Here is a 21,062-nt window from a genome sequence, read left to right as displayed (position 1 = left end):
ATTGTTCATCAGAAAGTTCCCTGAATTCCATTAATATCCCCATAATAAAATTCGATGAAGTAGTATTTATAGTTTTGATATAGGTTCAATCATAAACTGACTGGGTCAAGGGAATAAAATCTTTCAATTCTCACTAGAACAGGGCCTATCTAGCCCGAACACAAAATATCTTCATTCTTCAGCATCCAGTCACAATTAATCCATAATTTCCACTACTCGCAGCAAACTGAAACTATCTATCACACCTTCACCCAGCGCATTATAACTCCTGGCAGGAAAAAAGCCTCTCGTGCAACTCAGTACCAAATAGTTCCTGGGAGAAATCACTGGAGGAAGAAAACCGAAATTTCCTAAAACTTACTGTTTCACATGAAAGTGTTCGGGCAAAATAAGAAATCCCAAAAATTCCGGATTTCTCGAAAATACTAAAAACTGAAATTATCGGGAATCGATGAGATTATGAAAAACAGGAATCACAAATTTAGTTCATCATGGGAAAGTGGTTGGATATGGGGTATTTTCAAAATACCCGATATTTTCGTAATTAACCTCATTAAAAAGTAACGGATTAGTTAGATTAACGGAATTAACGAAAATACCATAATATCCTGAATCCTTGACTTTACAGGAGAGTTTCCTTTTTATTTACAGCTGAAATTCCCGGTGAAATTATTTTCTTCCTTGCCCAGTAAATTTCTTCGAGAAATCCTATGTATTAAGCAATATTTTAGTGATTACTTTTTCATTCATTGTAATCATTTCCACTTCACCATTTCAAGAGAGACTCTCTTTAAAGCAACATCAACATCCAAAACCTTGACAGTTACAGTATCGCCAACAGAAACTACATCATTGGGATCTTTTACAAAGCTGTCACTCAATTTTGAAATATGGATCAGTCCGTCCTGATGAACACCTATATCGACAAAAGCACCGAAATTCGTCACATTGGTTACATTACCTTCAAGTATCATATCCTCTGTCAAATCCTCCAGATGGTTTATCTCTGAAGAAAATTCCACACTTTTAAACTCTTTTCTAGGATCAATACCCGGCTTCTTCAATTCATCCAGTATATCTGTCAACGTAGGAATTCCGAAATCTTTTGTTACATATTTATCAATATCTATCAATGATATTAATTTCTCATTCCCAATTATCTGATCGAGACTGACTTTTCTGTCGGCAGCCATTTTTTCGACAATATGGTACGTCTCAGGATGGATCGCAGAATTATCAAGTGGGTTTGAACTAGCCCGTATTCTCAAAAAACCGGCACATTGCTCAAATGTTCTGAGCCCCAGTCTGGACACCTTATTAAGCTCCTTTCTGCTCTTAAAAGAGCCGTGTTCAGTTCTGTATAGTACGATATTCTCAGCAATTGCTCTTTTGATACCTGATGCATATGACAATAATTCAACTGAGGCAGTATTGAGCTCGACTCCTACATAGTTAACACAGGATTCAACTGTCATATCAAGGAATCTCTTTAATTCTTTCTGGTCAATATCATGCTGATACTGGCCCACACCTATTGATTTAGGATCAATTTTAACCAATTCCGCAAGTGGATCTTGTAGTCTTCTGGCAATACTGATAGCACCCCTGACTGTTACGTCCATATCAGGAAATTCTCGAATGGCATTTTCAGACGCAGAATAAACCGACGCTCCTGCCTCACTGACCACAACTGATCTTACGGTGAGGTTATGTCTTTTTATAATATCCCTTACAAAAATATCGGTTTCTTTAGAAGCAGTACCATTACCAATTGAGATCAGCTCGACTTCATATTGCTCAATTAGATTTAGGAGAATCCTGGATGCTTCATCCTCTCTTTTTTGAGGCTCATGTGGATAGATTACATTAAATTTCTTAAAATCTCCTTTTTTGTCGATTACAACAACCTTACATCCTGATCGGTAACCGGGGTCTATACCCATTATTATTCTACCACCAGCAGGAGGTGATAGAAGCAGATTTTTGAGGTTCCTCGAAAACACCTTTATGGCTTCTTTTTCAGCATCCTCCATCTTGAGGTTGAATACTTCTTTTTCAATGGAAGGGAATATCAGTCGTTTAAAACTATCTTTTACTGAATCCTTGATTTCTGCGGTGAATAAAAAGTCACTTCTTTTAACAACCTCTGACTCGATCAGACCTATTATGCGCTCTTCATCAACTTCAATTTTCCAGGTGAGTACATCCTCTGCTGATCCACGTCGAATCGCAAGCATCCTGTGAGATGGTGATTTTTGTATTAATTCAGAAAATTCATAATAATTCTGGAACTTTGATTTTTTTTCAATCCAGTCTTTCTTTGCTTTTGAGGATATAAAACCCCTTTTCTGAATAATATTCCTTACCAATCCTCGCGTGAACTCGTTGTTTGATATCAGTTCAGCAATAATGTCCAAAGCGCCGGTTAGGGCATCTTCGTATGTCTGTACTCCTTTTTTTGGATCAATATATTTTGAGACGATTGATTTTTTTGTTCCTTTTATATTTTGCTGAAGGTATATCAGATCAGCAAGCGGCCCAAGACCCTTTTCTTTTGCAATGGTAGCCCGCGTCATTTTTCTGGGCTTGAAAGGGAGATACATGTCCTCAAGCATGTTTTTATCGGTACAGCCAAGTATCTTCTGTTTAAGTTCAAGGGTTAGCTTATCCTGGCCTTCAATTGTCTTTAAAATGATTTCTTTTCTTTTTTCGAGCTCTTTGTAATATTCATATTTTTCAGATATGGAGCGGATATCAGTCTCATCCAGACCATGGGTTTTTTCTTTTCGGTACCTTGCAATAAAAGGGATGGTTGCTCCATCTTCAAACAGTTCAATTGTATATTTAATTGAAAAGTCATTTAATTCAAGATCTTTCGCAATATTACTTATAATAAATTGTGAACTCATCCGGCACATCCTGTATTAATAAATAATGTTTTTATATAAATGCTCTACATTTTCTAATTCTTCAATTGTTGATATACTTGCATCCATTGCATTACCTATTTTTATAGATTGGTATTTTCCATAGATGTCTGGGGAATGATTCGCATATATGTAAGTAGTGAGTTTGAAAAATGTGCATGTGCAACAGGTATCACTCATGCAGTGGACGCAGAATGCTGCAATTGTATAAGGTTTATACACTTTTTAAAATATATACTTTTTAATCCTCTTTTCAACATTTAATGAAAATCGAACTTTTCTACAGAACCATTACGTTTACTAGCAAAGTTGGATATATATAAGGATAAGAGGAGAAAAGATGGAAAGCAAGCATAGAATTACAATTATTAGAATTACAGTGCTAGCAACTTTTTTGGCAATGATCATTGTCAATGCACTTGCTAGTATCCTCCCAATTAATGGGCTCTCAACTGGTCAAGTTTCAGATTCATATCCCAATCTTTTTGCTCCGGCAGGAATAACGTTTGCAATTTGGGGAATCATATACTTATTGTTGGGAGTCTATACATTATACCAACTTGGTCTCTTTAAAGGGAACAGTGCTACTACCAATACAGAGCTATTGAACAAAATTGGAATTATTTTTTCTATTTCTTCCATTGCTAATGCAGCTTGGATATTCTCATGGCACTATCAACAGTTTCCATTATCTATGTTGTTGATGATTGTGATCCTTGCTTGTTTAATTTTGATTAATCAGACATTAAAAGATGAACAGCTTTCTGAAAGAGAGGATATTTTTGTCAGAATCCCATTTAGTGTGTACTTTGGATGGATCACAGTGGCAACCATTGCTAATGCTGCTGTGCTTCTTGTCAGTTTAGGCTGGAGAGGTATTGTTTTTAGCGAGGCTACCTGGGCTGCTCTAATAATTTTTGTTGGATTTATTATCGGAGCCACAACAATGCTAAAAAACAGAGATATTGCATATGGACTTGTTATTGTTTGGGCTTATGCAGGAATATTACTAAAACATCTATCTTCTGAGGGGTTTGGCGGCCAATATTCTACAATTATCGCTTCCACGACGATTTGTATATTTTTATTACTTCTTTCCGCGGCATATATTTTAATTTCAAAAAAGAGAAATATGTATAAACAAAATGGAGCTTGATGTATTCGCCCAAAACTTTTTTTCGGGACAAGAAGAAACATTAGACATTGTCATCCCCTATCAGATCCGAATAGTTGGAGTCAACAACAAACAAAGCACCGCATGTTTTGCAATAGTATGATTTTCTTTTATCGGGAAGGCTGATAATATTGGGGTGATTGTATTCACATCTTGCAAAGAGATTCTCGCCTTCAATTTCTACGGTTGCGATTCAGGTCATTTATGTTGCTCCATATAATGCTCTTCAGTAAAAACAGTAGGCTTCGATCATATATAGAGCCTATTTCAAAACGTCCCTTATACCTTTTTCCAGCATAACATAAAACATGCAATTTCCATTAGCCCCTTAAAAACTACGTTAAGTCGTTCATATATACTTGCTATTTTTCTGAAACCCATCTTCAACCATGCAAAGAATCGTTCTATTGTTCCTCTTTTATGGTATGACTCATAATCGAACCTTGTGGGCCTTCCTCTTATTCTATTTTTCTGATTCCTAATATTGACAGGAATGTTACTTTTTATCGCTCTTGATTTCAAGTATTTTCTGATTACAACATTATCGTAAGCAGAATCTTCAAGCACTTCTGATGGTCTCGTCCTTGGTCTTCCATCCGTCTTGACCCTGATACTTTCCATAATCTCAATGAAATGCTGACTATCATGCTCCTTTCCAGAAGCGATCTGTATTGTCAAAGGAAAGCCTTCGGGAACAATTAAGCGCACTTGAAGAAGATTTAAGTGTTGAACGTATTCAAGAACGCCTTGATTCGATTATTTCTATTCTGGGGCAGAGATTAACACAATGGGCAAGTCAACTTGGACTTGAGCATTCTAAATATTCTTTACGGCTTGAGATTAACAAACTTACTATTGTTGCGGACACTGACAATGGACCTGTACCAATGGAAAGAATGGGCAGTGGTGATAATTGGGTTGGTTATCACCTTATAGCACACTTGGCATTACACCAATGGTTTACCCAAAAAAATAGACAAGTGCCTGGTTTTCTATTTCTCGATCAACCTTCACAGGTATATTTCCCTTCAGAAAAGGACTCTAATGGTTCCATGGAACTAGTAACAGAAAATGATAGACTAGCTGTATCAAGGATGTTTGAACTTGTATTACAAACTATCAGTGAGGTTGAACCAGGAATGCAAGTAATAATCACAGAACATGCAGATATCGACACGGAATTGTACCAAGGAGCTATTGTTGAAAGGTGGCGAGGTGGACTTAAATTAGTGCCGGAGGATTGGCCCTACAAAGAGGGAACAGATATTTGATACGCTTTCATGGAATGGTCATAATGTTTCAGCCTAGGGTTAAGCTTGAATTTGTTCGCCGTTACTGCCCCCCGGACAAAGGGTGGAAAGTTTTCGTTGATATAGATGCATCTGAAGAAGGTCGAACCGGAGGCTTCCGCAATAGTCTTGAAGCTCGGGAACGCCAAACGCAAATGAAAGAGGATGCTTCAAAAGTGAGAGAGGAATTCAGACAACTCGGAGTAGCTGTCGGAGGCAATAGAGCAAATTGGTACTCTGCAAACAATCTCCCGGAGCTAGAGGGAGATCGGGATATAGTTGCATTCAATTCTGAAAAAGGACTTTGTATTATTGCTGAAGCAGAAGGTGCATCTTCCAGACAACCGGAACAGAAACTCTACAAGGCCATTGGTCAGATTGTAATGGCAGTCAGCAATTGTAATCTTGAGAATTGGGAACAGCGCTTCTTCCTGATTGTCCATGGTGAACAAATTTCAAAACACTTAAAAAAAGCCTCTGCGCTTGAAATACTTGGTGTTGCAGCCATATCTCTTAACAAGGAGCCTACACGTGACCACTGGCTCTTTGGTGAACCTCTTCAAAAAGAGGAATACATCTTATGACATAAAGCAGATTTATATTGAGTGCTGAAAATGATAAAGAATGTATTCATATCATGCGTCAGCAAAAATGTTTAATCTCAATTGAAACAACTACTGATATCAAAAATGATGATTTTGTGTTTCTTAAGGTGATAAGTACAGGAAATACCTGTTGCTGCACATATCAAAGTATGAGATTCCCTTAGAAGGGATGAGAATAGGCGAGTAATTACAATATCTAAAAGAACATGTCAACAATAAATGATAAATGTGGCAGGTTACACCAATTATTTGGTGAGCTTGAAAGAATTAGTTATCCCTTTGATACAAACAGGATTCCTAATAACGGGATTTATATACTGTTTGAAAAAGGTGAGTCTGGACATAATGCAGACAGGATAGTTCGTGTAGGCACACATAGCGGTGATGATAGACTAAGAATAAGGCTCAGGCAGCATTTTATTAAAGAGAATAAAGATGATAGTATACTTCGGGGGCATATTGGTAGAGCACTTTTGAATAAGGATAATGATCCATTTCTTGAACAGTGGTACATCAAGGTCAAAACAAAAAAGGATAAGGCTAAACATTCTGGTCGCATCGATTTAGCTACACGAGCCAGTACCGAAAAAAAAGTTAGCCAATATATCCGGGATAACTTTTCCTTTGTGGTATTTGAAGTTACAGATAAGGACAAACGAATGGAGTTAGAGTCAAAGTTAATCTCTACGCTCTCACTCTGTACTGAATGCAAACCCTCTTTGAACTGGTTAGGCAATCATTCTCCCAAGGAAAAAATAAAAATGAGTGGACTTTGGAATGAACAAAAATTGAACAAGGAATCTCTTTCAGAGAAGGATTTTGAGGAATTACGAAGGATTTTAATGAACTTTAAATAAACGATATAAAATAATAGGGTGATTATGAGTGACTAATGTTTGGTGTGTTCGTGCTGAATATGGCGTATATGCACAGCACTTCGTGAATAATGGATTTGTTGGCATCGGATATATCTATGAGAAAGATTTATCCTCCATTTCTAGTCGAGAGGAATTGTATCCACTTTATGCCTCCGAACACCCAGAAGATACTAGCAATGTAGTCATCGGGCAGCAAGTTGGACAACTAGCATGCTTCCTATTGGAAATGAAGCCCGGAGATTACATCATAACTCCTGCAGCAAACACTGAGCTCTTGTATTATGGAAAGCTTGTTGAATCTGAATCATCTTATTACTATTCCCAAGGAGATGACGGTTGCCCTTACCGCCATCGACGGCCTGTAGAGTGGGAAAATAAAAAACTGAAACGCAGCAACTTCTCAGTTCCATTCCAGAATACAATTCGTTCTTCCCTTACTGTATTTGCAGTATCACAACGTGAAGAGTTCCTTTCAGCAGTGGGTAGAGATGATCTTGTTGATAAGTTTGAAATTGCTGTCTATGATCCATATATTGCCGTACTTGAGGCAGTGTTGGAACTTGACGACAAAGAGTTCGAGATTCTTGTAGGCCATCTGTTAACAGCAGTAGGATTTGAAGGTTCAGAAGTGACTGGTAAGACAGGAGATGGCGGTGTGGATGCTATCGGTGAGTTGAACGTCGCCAACCTTGCAAAAGTAAAAGTGTTTGTACAGGCCAAACGCTACAAACTTGGTACGAAAATTACTGCAAACAGCGTTAGGCAACTGAGACAGGCAATACCGTTTGGTGGTCAAGGTGCATTCATCACTACCGCAGATTTCCAGAATAATGCAACAGACATTGCCTTGGAAACCGGTTTCCCTCGCATTGGACTAGTTAACGGAAGGCAATTGGTAGATCTGCTAGTAGAACACTGGAGTGACATTCCACGAGAGTTTCAAGATCGTCTTGGACTAAAACCAGGTTTAGTCCGTGCCTGAATGGCAACGAGTTTAGATGATATACCAATGACTACCAATTAATACCAAATTGGTAGTTCTTTTTTTAGTTTATTAAGAAATAGGCAACCTTAAATATTTAGAATGTTAAGTTCTTTTAAATATAAAAATAATTTCTTAATATTTTCAACCCATGTCCTGCATAATCCCTGAATCAGATGTCGAAGAAGCAGCTCTTGAGATACTCACAGAACTTGGATATAGCACCTGATACTCCCGATGCTGAAAGGGTCAACTTCTCTGATGTGGTGCTTATTGAAAGACTCAGGTCCGCCATAGGTCATATAAATTCACATATTCCTCATGAAGCCAGAGAAGAAGCACTGAAAATAGTCATAAGGGAAGAATCACAGGACCTTATACACAGCAATCGATCCTTCCATTACATGCTGGTTAATGGGGTGGATGTGGAATACCGCAATAAGGAAGGCGAAGTGGTATATGACAAGGTACAGCTCTTTGATTTTGACGACCTTAATAACAATGATTTCCTTGCGGTCAACCAGTTCACAGTAATAGAGAACAGGAACAATCGCAGACCTGATATTGTATTGTTCATCAACGGGATGCCCCTAGTAGTCATAGAACTGAAACGACCTGAGGATGACAGCGACTTTGCAGACCTTACAGAGGGATTGAAGACCATAGATATGGTGCAGATTACAAAACTTGGTTATGATAATCCAGACCTTACAGCCGAGAAATTGATAAATCTTTATAGATTCGGACAGAGGAGATCCCCATGGGAAGATCTTTCTGATGGAAAGCTAATGACCGTTGAAGATGATCTCAAAAAACGTGTTGTAGGTCAGGACCATGCTGTAGATCATGTATCCACTACTATTATAAAAGCTGCAATGGGCCTTTCTGGAATACAGCATTCCGCCAAGATGAGCAAACCAAAAGGGGTACTGTTTTTTGTAGGACCTACCGGAGTTGGAAAGACAGAACTTGCTAAAGCAACTGCAGAATTCTTGTTTGGAGATGAAACGGCATGCGTTCGATTCGATATGAGTGAATATAGTCATGAGGAATCTGATCAGCGTCTCATAGGTGCACCACCTGGGTATGTTGGATTCGAAGAAGGAGGACAGCTTATCAACGCAGTTCTGGAAAAACCCTTTAGTGTACTTCTTTTTGATGAAATAGAGAAGGCTCATCCAAGGATACTGGATAAATTCCTGCAAATATTTGAAGATGGAAGACTCACTGATGGGAAAGGTGTTACAGCTTATTTCTCTGAGAGTATCATAATTTTTACAAGTAATATTGGTGCTTCGACTGTTGACAGCAGTAAAGGCTACGAGGAAATGACCTCTGATTATATGAGAGAAGTAAAGAATCATTTCAATAATGTTTTGAAAAGGCCTGAACTACTTAACAGGATTGGAGATAATATTATTGTGTTCAATACAATTGAAGACAAAAATTTGCGCCAGGAAATCATCAAGCGAAAGTTAGAACCTCTTCAGAAAATTGTAAGCAGTAAATTCAATGTTAAACTCCTTCTTGACAATGAGATCTATGCATATTTTGAAAAACGTGCTGAAATGTCTCATGGCGGTAGGGGATTACTCAACGCTGCAGAAAGGGATCTCATAAATCCACTTTCAAGATATCTATTCAGGAACAAACAGTTCCTCATACCAGGAAGAAGTATCCATGTTAGTTTTGATAGTAATTCTGAAACAAAAATTAAATTTGATATAACAGAGTGATCTAATGGATGAAAGCCCTTTACTCAATGTTGCTGATGTGGTGATAGGGAGCTATGTTAATGGTCCTGGGAAAAGAATAGTGATTTGGGTACAGGGTTGCACCATCAGGTGTAAAGGTTGCTTCAACCCCACACTGCAACCGCATGTTATTAAAAACCTCGTGAATCCTGGGACGTTTGCGGCTGAAATTGTAAAATTGTGCCAAGATACTAACTGTGAAGGCATTACTCTTACAGGAGGGGAACCTTTTCAGCAGAGCAATGCATTAGGATTATTTTTAAAAGTTATTAAAGGGAATAATTTATCAGTGGTATGCTTTTCTGGATACACATCAGATAAGCTTCTGAATTCTACAAACTTGAACGTGAAATCTCTCCTTAAAAATATGGATATTCTTATAGCGGGTCCATTTCAGAAGGACATAAACTACCCGAATAGAACGTGGTTTGATGATCCTGACAAAATAGTTGTTTTTCTTACGGATGTCTATAACAATGACGATACTTTCTCACACAATAATGTGGAATATATCATAGAAGGAGAAGATGTTCATTTTTCAGGATTTGTCGATGAGATTGATTCTAAGATAAAAATTGTTTTTCAAAAGTAGTATAAACTTTTCTACCTTTTTGATGTTGTATCATACAGACACGGTTCAAATGAACCTAAGGTGAGACTACTACGAGCAAATTGTGGTATCTTTAAGGCTTATAAGCTAAACTATAGTTTATGGGCATCGTAATTCTATACTAATCATTATATCGTGAGTACGTATGCACCTACATGAAGCCGCAAACAATTGAATTATACAGGACCGTTTACCTAGGAAAGTTGGTTATATCCTCCGATACATTTATATAAATAGGTTTACTTGCTCCTGTTTTCATATATATTCCCCCTGACAACAATTCTGGTAACTCGTTGAAAAGTCCTATTTTGAACTGCTATTCAGTCTTATATGCATAACAATGCATAATTATTCCTACTTATAGTTAGTGAATTTTAACAGTAGTAACGGGTGAACAAATATTTGACCGGATTTTAGACTTCTTCTATTCCATGTACATATTCAAAAACTTTCATGGACATAGTCTTTTTAAACATGACATAAATGCTACTAATTATGAGAGTGGATACTAAAGGGTTGTATGTAAAAAGAATTCTCTCAGTTGGTACAGTAATTCTAATTATTCTGTTACTTTCGAACCTGTCACTTGCAGAAGTTGCAGGTGCTATAAAGGAAGAAATCAGTGACCATGATGTTTTAGGTTCCCTCGGAAACATAGTTTTGGATAGCAGTAAATCTTCAATACCACCTTCAAACTATAAATCCGACAGTATTTCCAGTTCAAACACTGATTCCGGTTCCAGCTCATCTGCTTCCCAAGCACAGGCTAATGCCGAAGGTTATACAAAATCTATAAAAACCGATCTCTACAGCCAGATGAAAAGATACACCGAGTATTACAATAATGGCATTGATGAAGTTCCTTATGTAATTAAAAAAATTGCAGGAAATGATGTAATCCTTCTTGAGATTGCAAAGACCGATAATACCAACCTGAAGATAAAAGCCGTTACAAAAGACGGTTTAATTACAGAGTTCAGTGAAGTTTCCTCAACCAATGGAATCGAAGCTAATGTATCCGTTTCAGCTGATGAGGATACTATAAAATCAATACTTTCCAGCGATGACCCCATAGGACAGTTGTCTCACTCACTTAATAATGGCGATCTTGATGTAGAATGTAAGGGTTTTTTGAAGAAAGCAGCACTTGCAACGTTGAAGACGCTTGTCTGAAGTGTATTTCTTTTTTTACAATCAGTTTTAATATGTCCATGAATTCGAAAGCTTCTCAGTTTGCTTCAATACCAATTTACCTTCACTATCATTTTAAGAGTTTTATCTCAAATATTATGAACAGCACTTTTATAATAAACTTCAGAAAAATAGATTTTGCAATTTAATCAACTGCATTTCTATCCTTCTTCTTATTTCCGTTATCTTTAAATTTTTAAAATGGACTTACGACATAATTGATTGTAATGTTAGTAAAAATTTTAATTAGGCGAATAAGAGGTACACCTGCCATCGATCCAATAATATATCGCATTCTGAATTGATCTTCTATCTTTTTATTACCTATTCTTGCATAGTATTCAGTCATCCAGAACCAGCTATTCATAGTCATGGACTTTTGTTCGGTTCTTGCTTTCATAGACCATATTCCGCCTTCATGAACGCGATAGATAGCTGGTTCTATGTTTGGTAAATACATGCCTGATCCGTATTGTCCCATAATTGAAAAAAGGAATGTATCACCATTTTTTATGAAGTGAGCTTCATGAGGGTAATCTTTGAATATATCCAGATTTCTATAAAAAATCGTAAGAGTGGATATATGAACTTGAGCTGTCATCATTTCATAACTTGTATATGATCTTCGATACTCAGGTGCTATTCTGGACTCTTTATTAAGGATATTGTCTTTTAATACGTAGTCTCCGTGGTAACAACACACAACATCCGGGTTATTTTCAAGACAATCGAATTGAATTTGTAATTTTCTGGGGTCAGTCCAGTAATCATCTCCCTCACAAAAAGCAACATATTTTCCTTTAGCTCGTGGGCGGTTAAATGCAGAGGATACTTTTATGCCTTTTGAATACTGATTTACTGTTTGATAAATTGGTTTGATCAAATCGGGATATTTTTGTTCATAAGAGCGGATAATATCTGCTGTTCCGTCCTGTGATGCGTCATCATGTATAAGGATCTCATATTTGAAGTTAACTTCCTGCATCAGGAATCCTTCAATTGCATCAGCTATGAATTTTTCCTGGTTGTATGCAATGCAGCAGATACTAACCATTATTTCTTCTTCTTCTTTCATTGATGCCTCTTTTTAAGTGTGCCTTTTATTAAATGATATATTATATAAATTGCTTCTACTTTCAAAATATAGCTTGCTCCAATATATACGATTACAGCAAGAGCACCAAAAAGTAACAGTTCTATGTATGCTGGCAATACTAACGTAGATACAGCAAAATAAATGGCAATTGAAATCGTTCCAGATAATATCAAGCTCGGGACAAAGTCTGACATCTGTTCGCTGGAAGGATAATTTATCATTTTTCCGGAAAAATAGCTGTTGGGGATGTATGAAAGAAAACTTGCTATTACCTGTCCTACAAGAATTGCTATTACTCCATACTTTACAGTTGTTAAAAGAATGATTACAGTAAAAATCTTTTTGAAAACTTCAAGATAAAGTAAAAGATCAGAACGTCCTTTTATTTGCAGGATATTCATATTAATTGAATGTAATGGATACATTAAACCTCCTATACACAAAAGCTGAAGGTATGGAACAGCTGGAATCCATTTTATATTTAGCATTAAAACAAAGAAAGGTTCTGCTAATGCTGCTAAAAACCCCATTCCCGGGAAAACCAGATAAGTAGTGACCCTTATAATTTTTCTGTATCCTGATTTCAAAGCTACGTCGTCATTTTGCAATGTTGCCAGTGCAGGGTAAGTAACGACCTGTATGGTTTTGACAAATTGAGTCAAAGTCATATCTCTTATTTTCTTGGCAAAGAAATAGTGTCCTGCTACGGCTGTTGTGAATATTTTTGCTATAACTATGACGTACAGATTCTCAAAAACGATGCCCAGCAGGTTGGAAAGGAATATTTTCGATCCAAAACTATACATCTCATTGAATGATTCACGGCTGACTTCTCTTGTTGGTCTCCATAGTTTAAGCGACCAGATGGAAAATGTAATAAGTATTGAAGAAACGACCATCTGTGCTATCAATGCCCATACTCCAAAGCCATGGTATGCCATGATCACTGCGATTATTCCGGAGATAATAGTTGCAGGAATGGTTACCTGAAGTTGTGCTTTGAATTTGAGTTCACGGGTTAGGATAGAACTCTGGACTACCTGCAGGGAACTTATAAGGATTGTGATGCCTACAACCCGGATCAGGAGAGTAAGCCTTGGTTCGCCATAGAAAGTTGAGATTAAAGGAGCTGAAGCGAACAAAGCAAGATAAGCCAGAATAGCCAATATAATATTGGTATAGAAGGCTGTATTGAAATCGACCTGCTTTGCATCTGACTTTCGGATGAGTGCCTGTCTGAATCCAGATTCCATAGCTTCAGTTGCCACAGCTGTGAACACACTCATCATTGCAATGAGTCCGTAGTCATCCGGTGCAAGGAAACGTGCTAGAAGCAAAGTTATTACTATGCTGATGCCTCTTTTACTCATCATTTCGGCAAAATTCCAGATGATTCCAACGGTTGTTTTTTTAGCAAGTGACATATTGTAATTTCCCATCGTTTTTTTAGCTGACTGTTGAATCACCTTGTAAAATGAATTTATAGTGTATAGAATACTATATATTTGCTGGAAGGCGTCACCTAAATTAGGTTAGGCAATCTTGCGTACAAAAAGCTGACATTATTTTGGATTCTTTTATTACTTATATAATAATATATTATAAAAAAAAATCACATTTGATTCAGATATATTGTTTACCAGATTATACCCTTTTCTCCCTCAGAAGTCTCTACATTAATCTCCAGAAGATGTTTTACTTCATTTATAGTCTTTTCGCATTGTTCCTTATTTTTACCTTTAATAAGGATTGGGCCCATACGCATGGATTTGTCTTTCATGGCTTCGGTTTTCATACCTACCCAGACAGAGTCCAAAAATATCTTACAAACACCTGGCAACCTCTTCACTCTTTCAATACCTTTTATTTCTTTGATGATTCCTTCTGGTAATGTGAAACATAAGTAGCAAGATACATTGTTCTTTATGTCCTGTATCTCTATCTCATCCAAGTTTCCGGAAGCAACATCAAGCAACATAGTATTAACATCAATTCCTGTGGCAAGTTCTATAAGGTCTGACGATATGTAAACACCACCGCCTCTGGCAGCAACTTCCACCAGATACACTTCTTCTGTTCCTTCTTCTACCAGATACTCGCTGTGTGTGACTCCAAACTTCAATCCGAAACCCTCTATCAGTTTCTGATTTATCCTTAAAATATGCTCTTCTATAGGGCCACTGTTCTCTGAAGTAAAAATAGTTTGGCTGGGAATGAACATATCAGATATGTCAAAATATCTGCGTTTTCCAATGACCAGATTCGTGAATTTGTAATTCGAGGCGAAGCCTTCCACTGTATATTCTCTTCCTTGTATGTATTTTTCAATTATAACCTTCTTTTCCATGGAATTCCTGATTGCTTCATCGAATTTATTTTCGATCTCATCATTGCTCTTTATCAAAGATACACCTTTACTGCTAGCGTTATCAGTGGGTTTGATTACAACCGGGAGACCAATTTCAAGGCATTTACCTTTAGCTTCATGCAATGTAGAGGCTTTATAATAATCAGGTACCTTTATGTTCAATTTCCTGCATTCATTTCGCATTAAATATTTATTTGTGAATTTTAATGAACAATCATAGCCAATACTTGGAAGTCCCAGTTTCTCAGTTACGTAGGCAGCAGTCGGGACTGCAATATCTATCTGGTCTACTATTACTCCGTCAACATGTTCTTTTCTGGCAGCTTCCAGTACTCTTTCTTTATCTGTGATGTCGACTTCATATATTTTATTTGCAATTTTTAAACCAGGATAATCACCTGGGATACTCGCAACAATTGTTTCAAATCCGGCTTTCTTAGCCAAATTAATAATTGGAACCTGACCTCTTCCTGCTCCAAGAATCATTATTTTCTTCATACGAGTTCATTTCCCTTCCAATGCTTTCTGCTTTAAGGTCCCTGTTTATTAAGAGTATAGTCTAAATACATTAATATTTTATTACTAAATACGGAGCTTTAAAACAGGTATATCTAGTATTAGACATCAATTACCACATTTATTTACGCTTCCATATTTCAAGATTCCAGCTTCAACACACTGTAAGTAATCCGTCCTATTTTTACTTCTTGTTCAATCATGGTTGCAGTTCAAGTACTACTAAGCAATGGCGCTGTAGATTTCCTGATAGAATACCTCAATGAGGATTATCAGGATGTAGTAGAAATTGTAGATCAAATACTACACATGATGGAGAATGATTACGACTCAGAAGATAGATATTTTAACAAGGGGGCAACTAGAAGCAATAGCTATTACTCCTTGGAGACAAAGAAAAAGGAAAATAATCAAAAACCAAGACCGCGGAAAAATGGTATAGGAATTTGATAGATAATTATATCACAAATAATTCTAGTGGAAACGGTTTTTTTGTATGCATCGTTATGGATGATTTAAAAAAGAGCCACAAAGACTCATTTTTTTTTTGTCAGTAAACATGATTTAATTATATCTGTGATACTTTGTACTTCAAATTCTTCCAGCCCCGGATAAACAGGCAAACAAAGCACTCTACTGGCAATATCCTTTGAAATCTCTTGATTCTGATGCAAATGTAAATAGCTCACTGTATCTAAAGAGGGATAAAAATACCTTCGTGGGTTTATTTTTTGTTCATTTAGTGCTGCTTTAACTCTCAAAAGTGTTTCTTCATTCTGAAATAAAACGGGAAAATAACTATAATTGTTACTGGTATTCTTTTTTAGTAGTGGTATTTGGAGGAAATCTTCTAATTCTTTGTGGTATTGCTGCCATATTTTAGCACGCTTTTCTACAATAATATCGATTTCATCCAGTACACATAAACCCATTGCAGCCTGAAATTCATTCATTTTTGCGTTGATGCCCAGTTCTACAATTGAGTCAGAGCCATTGATTCCAAACGTGGTCATCAACTTAGCTGTTTCATAGTCTTCCTTCTTTTTGAAGATGATAGCTCCGCCTTCAATTGTGTGAAAAAGTTTAGTCGCATGAAAACTAAGGGTCGTTGCATCTCCATAAGATAAAATACTTTTTCCTTTATATTGCACTCCAAAGGCATGTGCTCCGTCATAGATGGTTTTCAATCCATGCTTTTGTGCGATAGTTTCAATTTCCTCGATGTCACAGGCATTTCCAAAAACATGTACAGGTACTATGGCTGTAGTTTCTGGTGTAATGGCTTCTTCAATTTCAGAAGAACCTATGCAAAGTGTTTCAGGATCTATATCTACAAATACAGGTTCAATACCTTCCCATACAAGAGAACTGGTTGTGGCTACAAAACTAAAAGGAGTTGTTATTGCCTTTCCACAGACACCCATGGCCCTATATGCAACCTGCAAGGCCAATGTCCCATTGGATACTAACAGGAGATTTTCAACACCCAGATATTTCTCTAGTCGCTGTGTGAGTTCCTGAGTAAGAGGGCCATTATTCGTCAGCCAAGCTCTGTCATATATTCCGTCGATGTATTCATTCAGTTTCTCTCTGTCAGGCAAATAAGGTTTAGTTATGTTGATCATTTGTCTCTCCACTATATGTAAGTCGATATATAATAAAGTTAATCTATATGTGGGGAGGTTTTTACATGCTTACTATGTAATGCTTCGAAATTATCCGGATGTTAATTACAGCCGTAGCTTATGCAAATGCAATGTTCTATTAAGAAAATCCTCACTGAACTATATTAATTGTCTACTGCCAGTAGTTATTTTCCTTGGAGAATACTTCTATGCTTTGTTGACTGGACCATACTTTGTACGTAGTCATTGTATCTGGTTGTTTCCGAGTTATGGGCCGGGCCAGAAGGTCTTTAAAGTACACAGCATCCTTATATTCAGGAGTTTTCTCTGTATCTCCAAGCAAGAATGTCTCTGCAAAAGGCAAATATAACATTTATGATGGATGGTACAAATTCCCCACTAGCAGTAGTTGGAACGATGCAGCACTTATCGCAACGGAAATTATTTGCGTTGTATTCCAGGCTGTTAGTACCAAACACAGTTACGTATTTACGACGATTGAATTGTGGATAGTTAAAAACATCCAGAATATTCTGTCCGACTAAACTTCCCACTCCAACTATAAGTATTTTCATTAATCTCAATCCCATTTTTAAAAAGTATAAAGTAAATTATACACTTCACCATATATTCATATACTATATATTTAATTATTATATTATATTATATTACATGTGCAATTATGCTGAATACATTATATATTATGATTTATGTAGGGGAATCACTTCTAAATAAGTAATAACTGTTTTTAAAAAGCTTATAGTTCAAAAAAGAAAATATATATTCTCATTGGGAGTAATTTCGTGTGTTCTTAGTTCTGGTGGCATTTTTGGTCGAATACTACTTAGCTAAGAACACTTTATTACTTTTACCTGTCAAACATGGGTTCCAATGTGACTAATCCCCTTCAAATTGCAATATCAACATCTCAAATTCATGACTTCACCACTCTCTACCCCCTACCAGCAAGTCCTTCACATCCACACCGACACCGAGGGCACTCTCATAGAGCGCCCAAATCGCTTCCTTGCCATCGTTGAGATCGAGGAGAACGGCAACAAAAAGCAGGAGAAGGTTCATGTGCATGACCCCGGCAGGCTCATTGACGTACTCTATCCCGGTAATAGGGTACTTTTGAGAAAGGCCGATAATCCGAAGAGAAAGACCGGATGGGACATGATAGCAGGGAAGATAGGAGTAAACTGGATACTCATTAACTCTGCATTTCACAGGCAGATATCCGGCTGGGTTATTGAGAATGGGGTTGTGGATATTTTAAGTAATGCGGACAGTATCCTGCCGGAGAAGAAGTACGGTGACAGCAGGCTTGATTATCTGATTCTGAAAGAGGGTAAGAGTATATGGGTAGAGGTCAAGGGCTGTACACTGGCAGAAGGCAGGATCGCCTCTTTCCCTGATGCTCCGACAACGCGTGGAAAGCGCCATCTTGAAGAACTTATCAAGGCAAGGAGTGAGGGGCATGAAGCCGCTGTACTCATCCTTGTTCTCAGGCCGGAGGCAGAATGCTTCACGGCCAACGGGATTATCGACCCTGCATTTGCAGAGACTTTTGAGAAGGCTCTGGAGGCTGGTGTAAAGGTGTTCCCGCTCTTGTTCTCATTTAATGATGGGGTGATTAGTTACCACTGTCAACTTCCGCTATGCGACACAATCCTCCGACAAAAAATAGAAACAAGAACGTAGTTTATTTTTTAGTTTTTTTCTTTTCTTCCTCTTCCACTGTAGTGTTATCACACCAAGCATCAATTTCTAGGTCATCTGCACTTTTTGTATCATCATTTTGCTCCGGTACTGTGCACCAGGTATCTATCTGTTCGTCAAGACTTGGAATCTCAATGTCCTCTATTTTTTTCCCCATCATTTCTTTCTTTTTATCCATCAGATGCCTCCTTTAATTCATATCTTTCTGTTTGTTCAAAAATGTTTTCACCCCTTAAAAACTGACCCAAACAATATTAATCATGAAAAATGAATATTGGTTTGGGAAAAAGGTTGTCATAATCAAAAACTGTGGTAGTTATATCTATCATCTATATAGAAAACGACTGGCTGCTAAAGTTGAAATAGAGTTAGTTAAAATCATTTTATGGAGATTGGTATGAAACGGATTGTTTTAGGATTCCAGCACGTACTTGCGATGTTCGGTGCCACTGTCACTCGCTGGTCGTTGGTTCTGCAATAGGGCTTCACTTTCGGATATTGCAGTGATGACAGGCTGTTCTTCTTGCGATGAGCATTGCAACCTTGTTACAGACATTTATCGGTTCTAAGTTCTTCGTTGTTCAGGGTTCGAGTTTTGCTTTCATTCCCAGACTTATTGCAATCGGTTCCGGGATTGGCCTTGCCGCAGTGGAAGGTACCCTGTTTGTTGGTGGTATTGTTGGAGGACTGACCGGGGCGTTAGGGCTTATCGGCAAACTGAAAAAACTCTTCTCACCTCTTGTAACAGGCATAACCATCACGCTTGTGGTTTTCTCTCTTGCCAATGTGGCTGTCCAGTATTCTTTTGACTATTTTGTCGATGCTTCCGACGCCACTATTCTGCCTTCTTCTATCATTGCCCTTATGACATTTATCACCACAATACTTGTTGCACTGAAAGCGAAAAGAACATTCAGGACCATGCCTGTGATTACAAGTGTACTGGTCGGTTATATCATGAGTATTGTATTTGGACTGGTTGATTTTACTCTGGTGAAAAGCCTTCCATTTTTCAGTCTTCCAAATTTATTTACATGGGGCACTCCGGTCTTTGACGTAAGTGCCATAATCATACTTCTTTTCGCATTCATGGTCAGTATCATTGAAAGTGCGGGCGACTACCATGCTATATCCACGATTGCAGACCTGCCAATTGACAATAAAAAGATAAATCGTGGTATTGGTTCAGAAGGTATTTCATGTTTCATTGCCGGTGTATTTGGTGCATGTGGTACCACCAGTTATTCAGAGAACATCGGTCTTGTGGCTCTTACAAGGGTGTCCTGTGTGCAGGTTGTGCAGATAGGTGCAGGTATCTCATATTGTTCTCACTCATCCCCTAATTCTCCGGCCTGCTGGCCTCTATCCCTGCACCGGTACTCGGTGGTCTGACAGCAGCACTCTACGGAATGATAAGTGTTACAGGTCTAAAGCTAATAAAGGACAGGGTGGAACTGAATGACAGGGCATTTGGCGAGCCAATAAACAGTCCCCTGCTTCCAATAATGCATAATCTCGAATAAAGAGTATCACAGTAGTCCTCGGCAATGAATTATAAAAATAGTAAAAAGGATATGTTATTCAGGTAACAGATCATCTGTTTTTATTCACTCCACAGCAATGGTCCTTATTTCGATTAACTGTCCCCACATGTGGAAACTCATCAGGTCATCTCTTGGGTATGCAACAAATTCGACCATGATTCCATCATTTTGGAATTGTTCTGCAAGGTTTATCGGGTCATAGTGTGAATCATCTGCAGCGATTATGCCATAGAATCCACCTTCCAGTTCCAGATACGTAATCGTTCCGGTCCCTTTTATTAATTCATCTTCATTAAGAGCCATAACATTCAGTTTGAAAGTGTCTTCAGCTCCTGTCTTTTCTTCCCATGGACGCATGTAAACTGCTGAAATATTCTGCTCACCCCTGTCGGTAACTTCAAATATCCACTGATGAATGCCACCTACGCCAACGAGTTTATCAGTTCCCTCTTTCTGTTCATAATTGTCTTCTGTGAGTTCCAGTCCATTGCTGTTCGTCAGGTTCCATGAATAACCCGTTGTGGGATTCTCTGCGAGTTTCACGATGATGGCGTCTCCCTTTATGGCATATACTGTATTCTGACTGTCATTTTCTGAATAGGAACTTGTAATGGGCTGAACCATGTCAGTTATCTCATCCACGGCGTCATTATCCTCGCCTGTAGGCAATTCTCCCTGCACATTGTCCTCATCTGTTTTTACACATCCGGAACTTAGGATTGCAATTGAAAGTATTGCAATGAAAGCAATGATTTTGATAATTTTCTTATTCAAACATCTC

Annotated in this window: 19 protein-coding genes and 1 pseudogene; 11 read left to right on the top strand and 9 right to left on the bottom strand. The window is 37.7% G+C overall.

What is annotated here, in order from left to right:
- Nucleotides 1-755: 755 nt before the first annotated feature.
- A complete protein-coding gene (locus QZZ23_RS14230; protein ID WP_292471454.1) occupies nt 756-2,909 on the bottom strand; it encodes a Tex family protein in 2,154 nt (717 codons plus the stop codon).
- Nucleotides 2,910-3,267: 358 nt separating this feature from the next.
- Between QZZ23_RS14230 and QZZ23_RS14225 the strand changes: the two genes are divergently transcribed.
- Nucleotides 3,268-4,083, top strand: coding sequence for a tryptophan-rich sensory protein (locus QZZ23_RS14225; RefSeq protein ID WP_292471451.1), 816 nt, complete (start codon nt 3,268-3,270; stop codon nt 4,081-4,083).
- A gap of 297 nt (nt 4,084-4,380) precedes the next feature.
- Here the strand turns inward: QZZ23_RS14225 and QZZ23_RS14220 are convergent, their stop codons facing one another.
- Nucleotides 4,381-4,779, bottom strand: coding sequence for a transposase (locus QZZ23_RS14220; RefSeq protein WP_292471449.1), 399 nt, complete (start codon nt 4,777-4,779; stop codon nt 4,381-4,383).
- On the opposite strand from QZZ23_RS14220, the gene QZZ23_RS14215 reads away from it, so the two are divergent.
- From QZZ23_RS14215 to QZZ23_RS14185, 7 genes are all read left to right on the top strand, one after another.
- Nucleotides 4,773-5,372 carry a DUF3732 domain-containing protein gene (locus tag QZZ23_RS14215; protein WP_292471446.1) on the top strand — a complete coding sequence of 200 codons (600 nt, stop codon included), beginning with the start codon at nt 4,773-4,775 and terminating at the stop codon, nt 5,370-5,372. The two genes, QZZ23_RS14220 and QZZ23_RS14215, sit on opposite strands and share 7 nt — an antisense overlap.
- Before the next feature lie 23 nt (nt 5,373-5,395).
- A complete protein-coding gene (locus QZZ23_RS14210) occupies nt 5,396-5,974 on the top strand; it encodes a hypothetical protein (protein ID WP_292471444.1) in 579 nt (192 codons plus the stop codon).
- Nucleotides 5,975-6,201: 227 nt separating this feature from the next.
- Nucleotides 6,202-6,852, top strand: a complete 651-nt coding sequence (locus QZZ23_RS14205; RefSeq protein ID WP_292471441.1) for a hypothetical protein — start codon at nt 6,202-6,204, stop codon at nt 6,850-6,852.
- A 28-nt stretch (nt 6,853-6,880) separates the two neighbouring features.
- Nucleotides 6,881-7,855 carry a restriction endonuclease gene (locus QZZ23_RS14200; protein WP_292471439.1) on the top strand — a complete coding sequence of 325 codons (975 nt, stop codon included), beginning with the start codon at nt 6,881-6,883 and terminating at the stop codon, nt 7,853-7,855.
- A 212-nt stretch (nt 7,856-8,067) separates the two neighbouring features.
- Complete coding sequence (locus QZZ23_RS14195) at nt 8,068-9,591, top strand: AAA family ATPase (RefSeq protein WP_292471437.1); 1,524 nt, start codon at nt 8,068-8,070, stop codon at nt 9,589-9,591.
- Between the two features lie 4 nt (nt 9,592-9,595).
- Nucleotides 9,596-10,201 carry a 4Fe-4S single cluster domain-containing protein gene (locus tag QZZ23_RS14190; RefSeq protein WP_292471434.1) on the top strand — a complete coding sequence of 202 codons (606 nt, stop codon included), beginning with the start codon at nt 9,596-9,598 and terminating at the stop codon, nt 10,199-10,201.
- 513 nt (nt 10,202-10,714) lie between these two features.
- Nucleotides 10,715-11,392, top strand: a complete 678-nt coding sequence (locus QZZ23_RS14185) for a hypothetical protein (protein WP_292471432.1) — start codon at nt 10,715-10,717, stop codon at nt 11,390-11,392.
- 214 nt (nt 11,393-11,606) lie between these two features.
- Here QZZ23_RS14185 and QZZ23_RS14180 read toward each other — a convergent pair whose 3' ends face one another.
- From QZZ23_RS14180 to QZZ23_RS14170, 3 genes are all read right to left on the bottom strand, one after another.
- Nucleotides 11,607-12,485: a glycosyltransferase gene (locus tag QZZ23_RS14180; protein ID WP_292471429.1), complete on the bottom strand. Its 879-nt coding sequence runs from the start codon at nt 12,483-12,485 to the stop codon at nt 11,607-11,609.
- On the bottom strand, nt 12,482-13,930 hold the full coding sequence (locus QZZ23_RS14175; protein ID WP_292471426.1) for a lipopolysaccharide biosynthesis protein: 1,449 nt from the start codon (nt 13,928-13,930) through the stop codon (nt 12,482-12,484). Before QZZ23_RS14175 ends, QZZ23_RS14180 begins: the two co-directional genes overlap by 4 nt.
- Nucleotides 13,931-14,142: 212 nt before the next feature.
- The gene (locus QZZ23_RS14170; protein ID WP_292471425.1) at nt 14,143-15,372 is read right to left on the bottom strand and encodes an ATP-grasp domain-containing protein; all 1,230 of its coding nucleotides are present in this window, start codon (nt 15,370-15,372) and stop codon (nt 14,143-14,145) included.
- Between the two features lie 219 nt (nt 15,373-15,591).
- On the opposite strand from QZZ23_RS14170, the gene QZZ23_RS14165 reads away from it, so the two are divergent.
- Nucleotides 15,592-15,840, top strand: coding sequence for a hypothetical protein (locus QZZ23_RS14165; protein WP_292471423.1), 249 nt, complete (start codon nt 15,592-15,594; stop codon nt 15,838-15,840).
- A gap of 86 nt (nt 15,841-15,926) precedes the next feature.
- Here the strand turns inward: QZZ23_RS14165 and QZZ23_RS14160 are convergent, their stop codons facing one another.
- Both QZZ23_RS14160 and QZZ23_RS14155 read right to left on the bottom strand, forming a co-directional pair.
- Nucleotides 15,927-17,015: a DegT/DnrJ/EryC1/StrS aminotransferase family protein gene (locus tag QZZ23_RS14160; RefSeq protein WP_292471421.1), complete on the bottom strand. Its 1,089-nt coding sequence runs from the start codon at nt 17,013-17,015 to the stop codon at nt 15,927-15,929.
- A 314-nt stretch (nt 17,016-17,329) separates the two neighbouring features.
- Nucleotides 17,330-17,590, bottom strand: a complete 261-nt coding sequence (locus QZZ23_RS14155; RefSeq protein ID WP_292471420.1) for a hypothetical protein — start codon at nt 17,588-17,590, stop codon at nt 17,330-17,332.
- A 337-nt stretch (nt 17,591-17,927) separates the two neighbouring features.
- Between QZZ23_RS14155 and sfsA the strand changes: the two genes are divergently transcribed.
- Entirely contained in the window at nt 17,928-18,719 is a 792-nt protein-coding gene (gene sfsA, locus QZZ23_RS14150; protein WP_292471418.1) for a DNA/RNA nuclease SfsA, read from the top strand.
- A gap of 1 nt (nt 18,720) precedes the next feature.
- Here sfsA and QZZ23_RS14145 read toward each other — a convergent pair whose 3' ends face one another.
- Complete coding sequence (locus tag QZZ23_RS14145) at nt 18,721-18,915, bottom strand: hypothetical protein (RefSeq protein ID WP_292471416.1); 195 nt, start codon at nt 18,913-18,915, stop codon at nt 18,721-18,723.
- A 347-nt stretch (nt 18,916-19,262) separates the two neighbouring features.
- On the opposite strand from QZZ23_RS14145, the pseudogene QZZ23_RS14140 reads away from it, so the two are divergent.
- Nucleotides 19,263-20,129, top strand: a pseudogene (locus QZZ23_RS14140) (solute carrier family 23 protein); the annotation flags it as partial.
- A gap of 215 nt (nt 20,130-20,344) precedes the next feature.
- On the opposite strand, the gene QZZ23_RS14135 reads toward QZZ23_RS14140, so the two are convergent.
- Nucleotides 20,345-21,055 (bottom strand): protease inhibitor I42 family protein, encoded by a 711-nt coding sequence (locus QZZ23_RS14135; RefSeq protein WP_292471413.1) that lies wholly within the window; start codon nt 21,053-21,055, stop codon nt 20,345-20,347.
- Nucleotides 21,056-21,062: the final 7 nt, after the last annotated feature.

This window comes from Methanolobus sp. (genome assembly GCF_016278385.1).
GTDB lineage: Archaea > Halobacteriota > Methanosarcinia > Methanosarcinales > Methanosarcinaceae > Methanolobus.
This window is presented reverse-complemented; position numbering and strand designations above follow the sequence as displayed.

Excerpts from the sequence above, each read along its gene's own strand:
- QZZ23_RS14230 (WP_292471454.1), bottom strand. The coding sequence starts at position 2,909 with ATGAGTTCACAATTTATTATAAGTAATATTGCGAAAGATCTTGAATTA.
- QZZ23_RS14225 (WP_292471451.1), top strand. The coding sequence starts at position 3,268 with ATGGAAAGCAAGCATAGAATTACAATTATTAGAATTACAGTGCTAGCA.
- QZZ23_RS14210 (WP_292471444.1), top strand. The coding sequence starts at position 5,396 with ATGTTTCAGCCTAGGGTTAAGCTTGAATTTGTTCGCCGTTACTGCCCC.
- QZZ23_RS14205 (WP_292471441.1), top strand. The coding sequence starts at position 6,202 with ATGTCAACAATAAATGATAAATGTGGCAGGTTACACCAATTATTTGGT.
- QZZ23_RS14190 (WP_292471434.1), top strand. The coding sequence starts at position 9,596 with ATGGATGAAAGCCCTTTACTCAATGTTGCTGATGTGGTGATAGGGAGC.
- QZZ23_RS14185 (WP_292471432.1), top strand. The coding sequence starts at position 10,715 with ATGAGAGTGGATACTAAAGGGTTGTATGTAAAAAGAATTCTCTCAGTT.
- QZZ23_RS14180 (WP_292471429.1), bottom strand. The coding sequence starts at position 12,485 with ATGAAAGAAGAAGAAGAAATAATGGTTAGTATCTGCTGCATTGCATAC.
- QZZ23_RS14175 (WP_292471426.1), bottom strand. The coding sequence starts at position 13,930 with ATGTCACTTGCTAAAAAAACAACCGTTGGAATCATCTGGAATTTTGCC.
- QZZ23_RS14170 (WP_292471425.1), bottom strand. The coding sequence starts at position 15,372 with ATGAAGAAAATAATGATTCTTGGAGCAGGAAGAGGTCAGGTTCCAATT.
- QZZ23_RS14165 (WP_292471423.1), top strand. The coding sequence starts at position 15,592 with ATGGTTGCAGTTCAAGTACTACTAAGCAATGGCGCTGTAGATTTCCTG.
- QZZ23_RS14160 (WP_292471421.1), bottom strand. The coding sequence starts at position 17,015 with ATGATCAACATAACTAAACCTTATTTGCCTGACAGAGAGAAACTGAAT.
- QZZ23_RS14155 (WP_292471420.1), bottom strand. The coding sequence starts at position 17,590 with ATGAAAATACTTATAGTTGGAGTGGGAAGTTTAGTCGGACAGAATATT.
- QZZ23_RS14145 (WP_292471416.1), bottom strand. The coding sequence starts at position 18,915 with ATGGATAAAAAGAAAGAAATGATGGGGAAAAAAATAGAGGACATTGAG.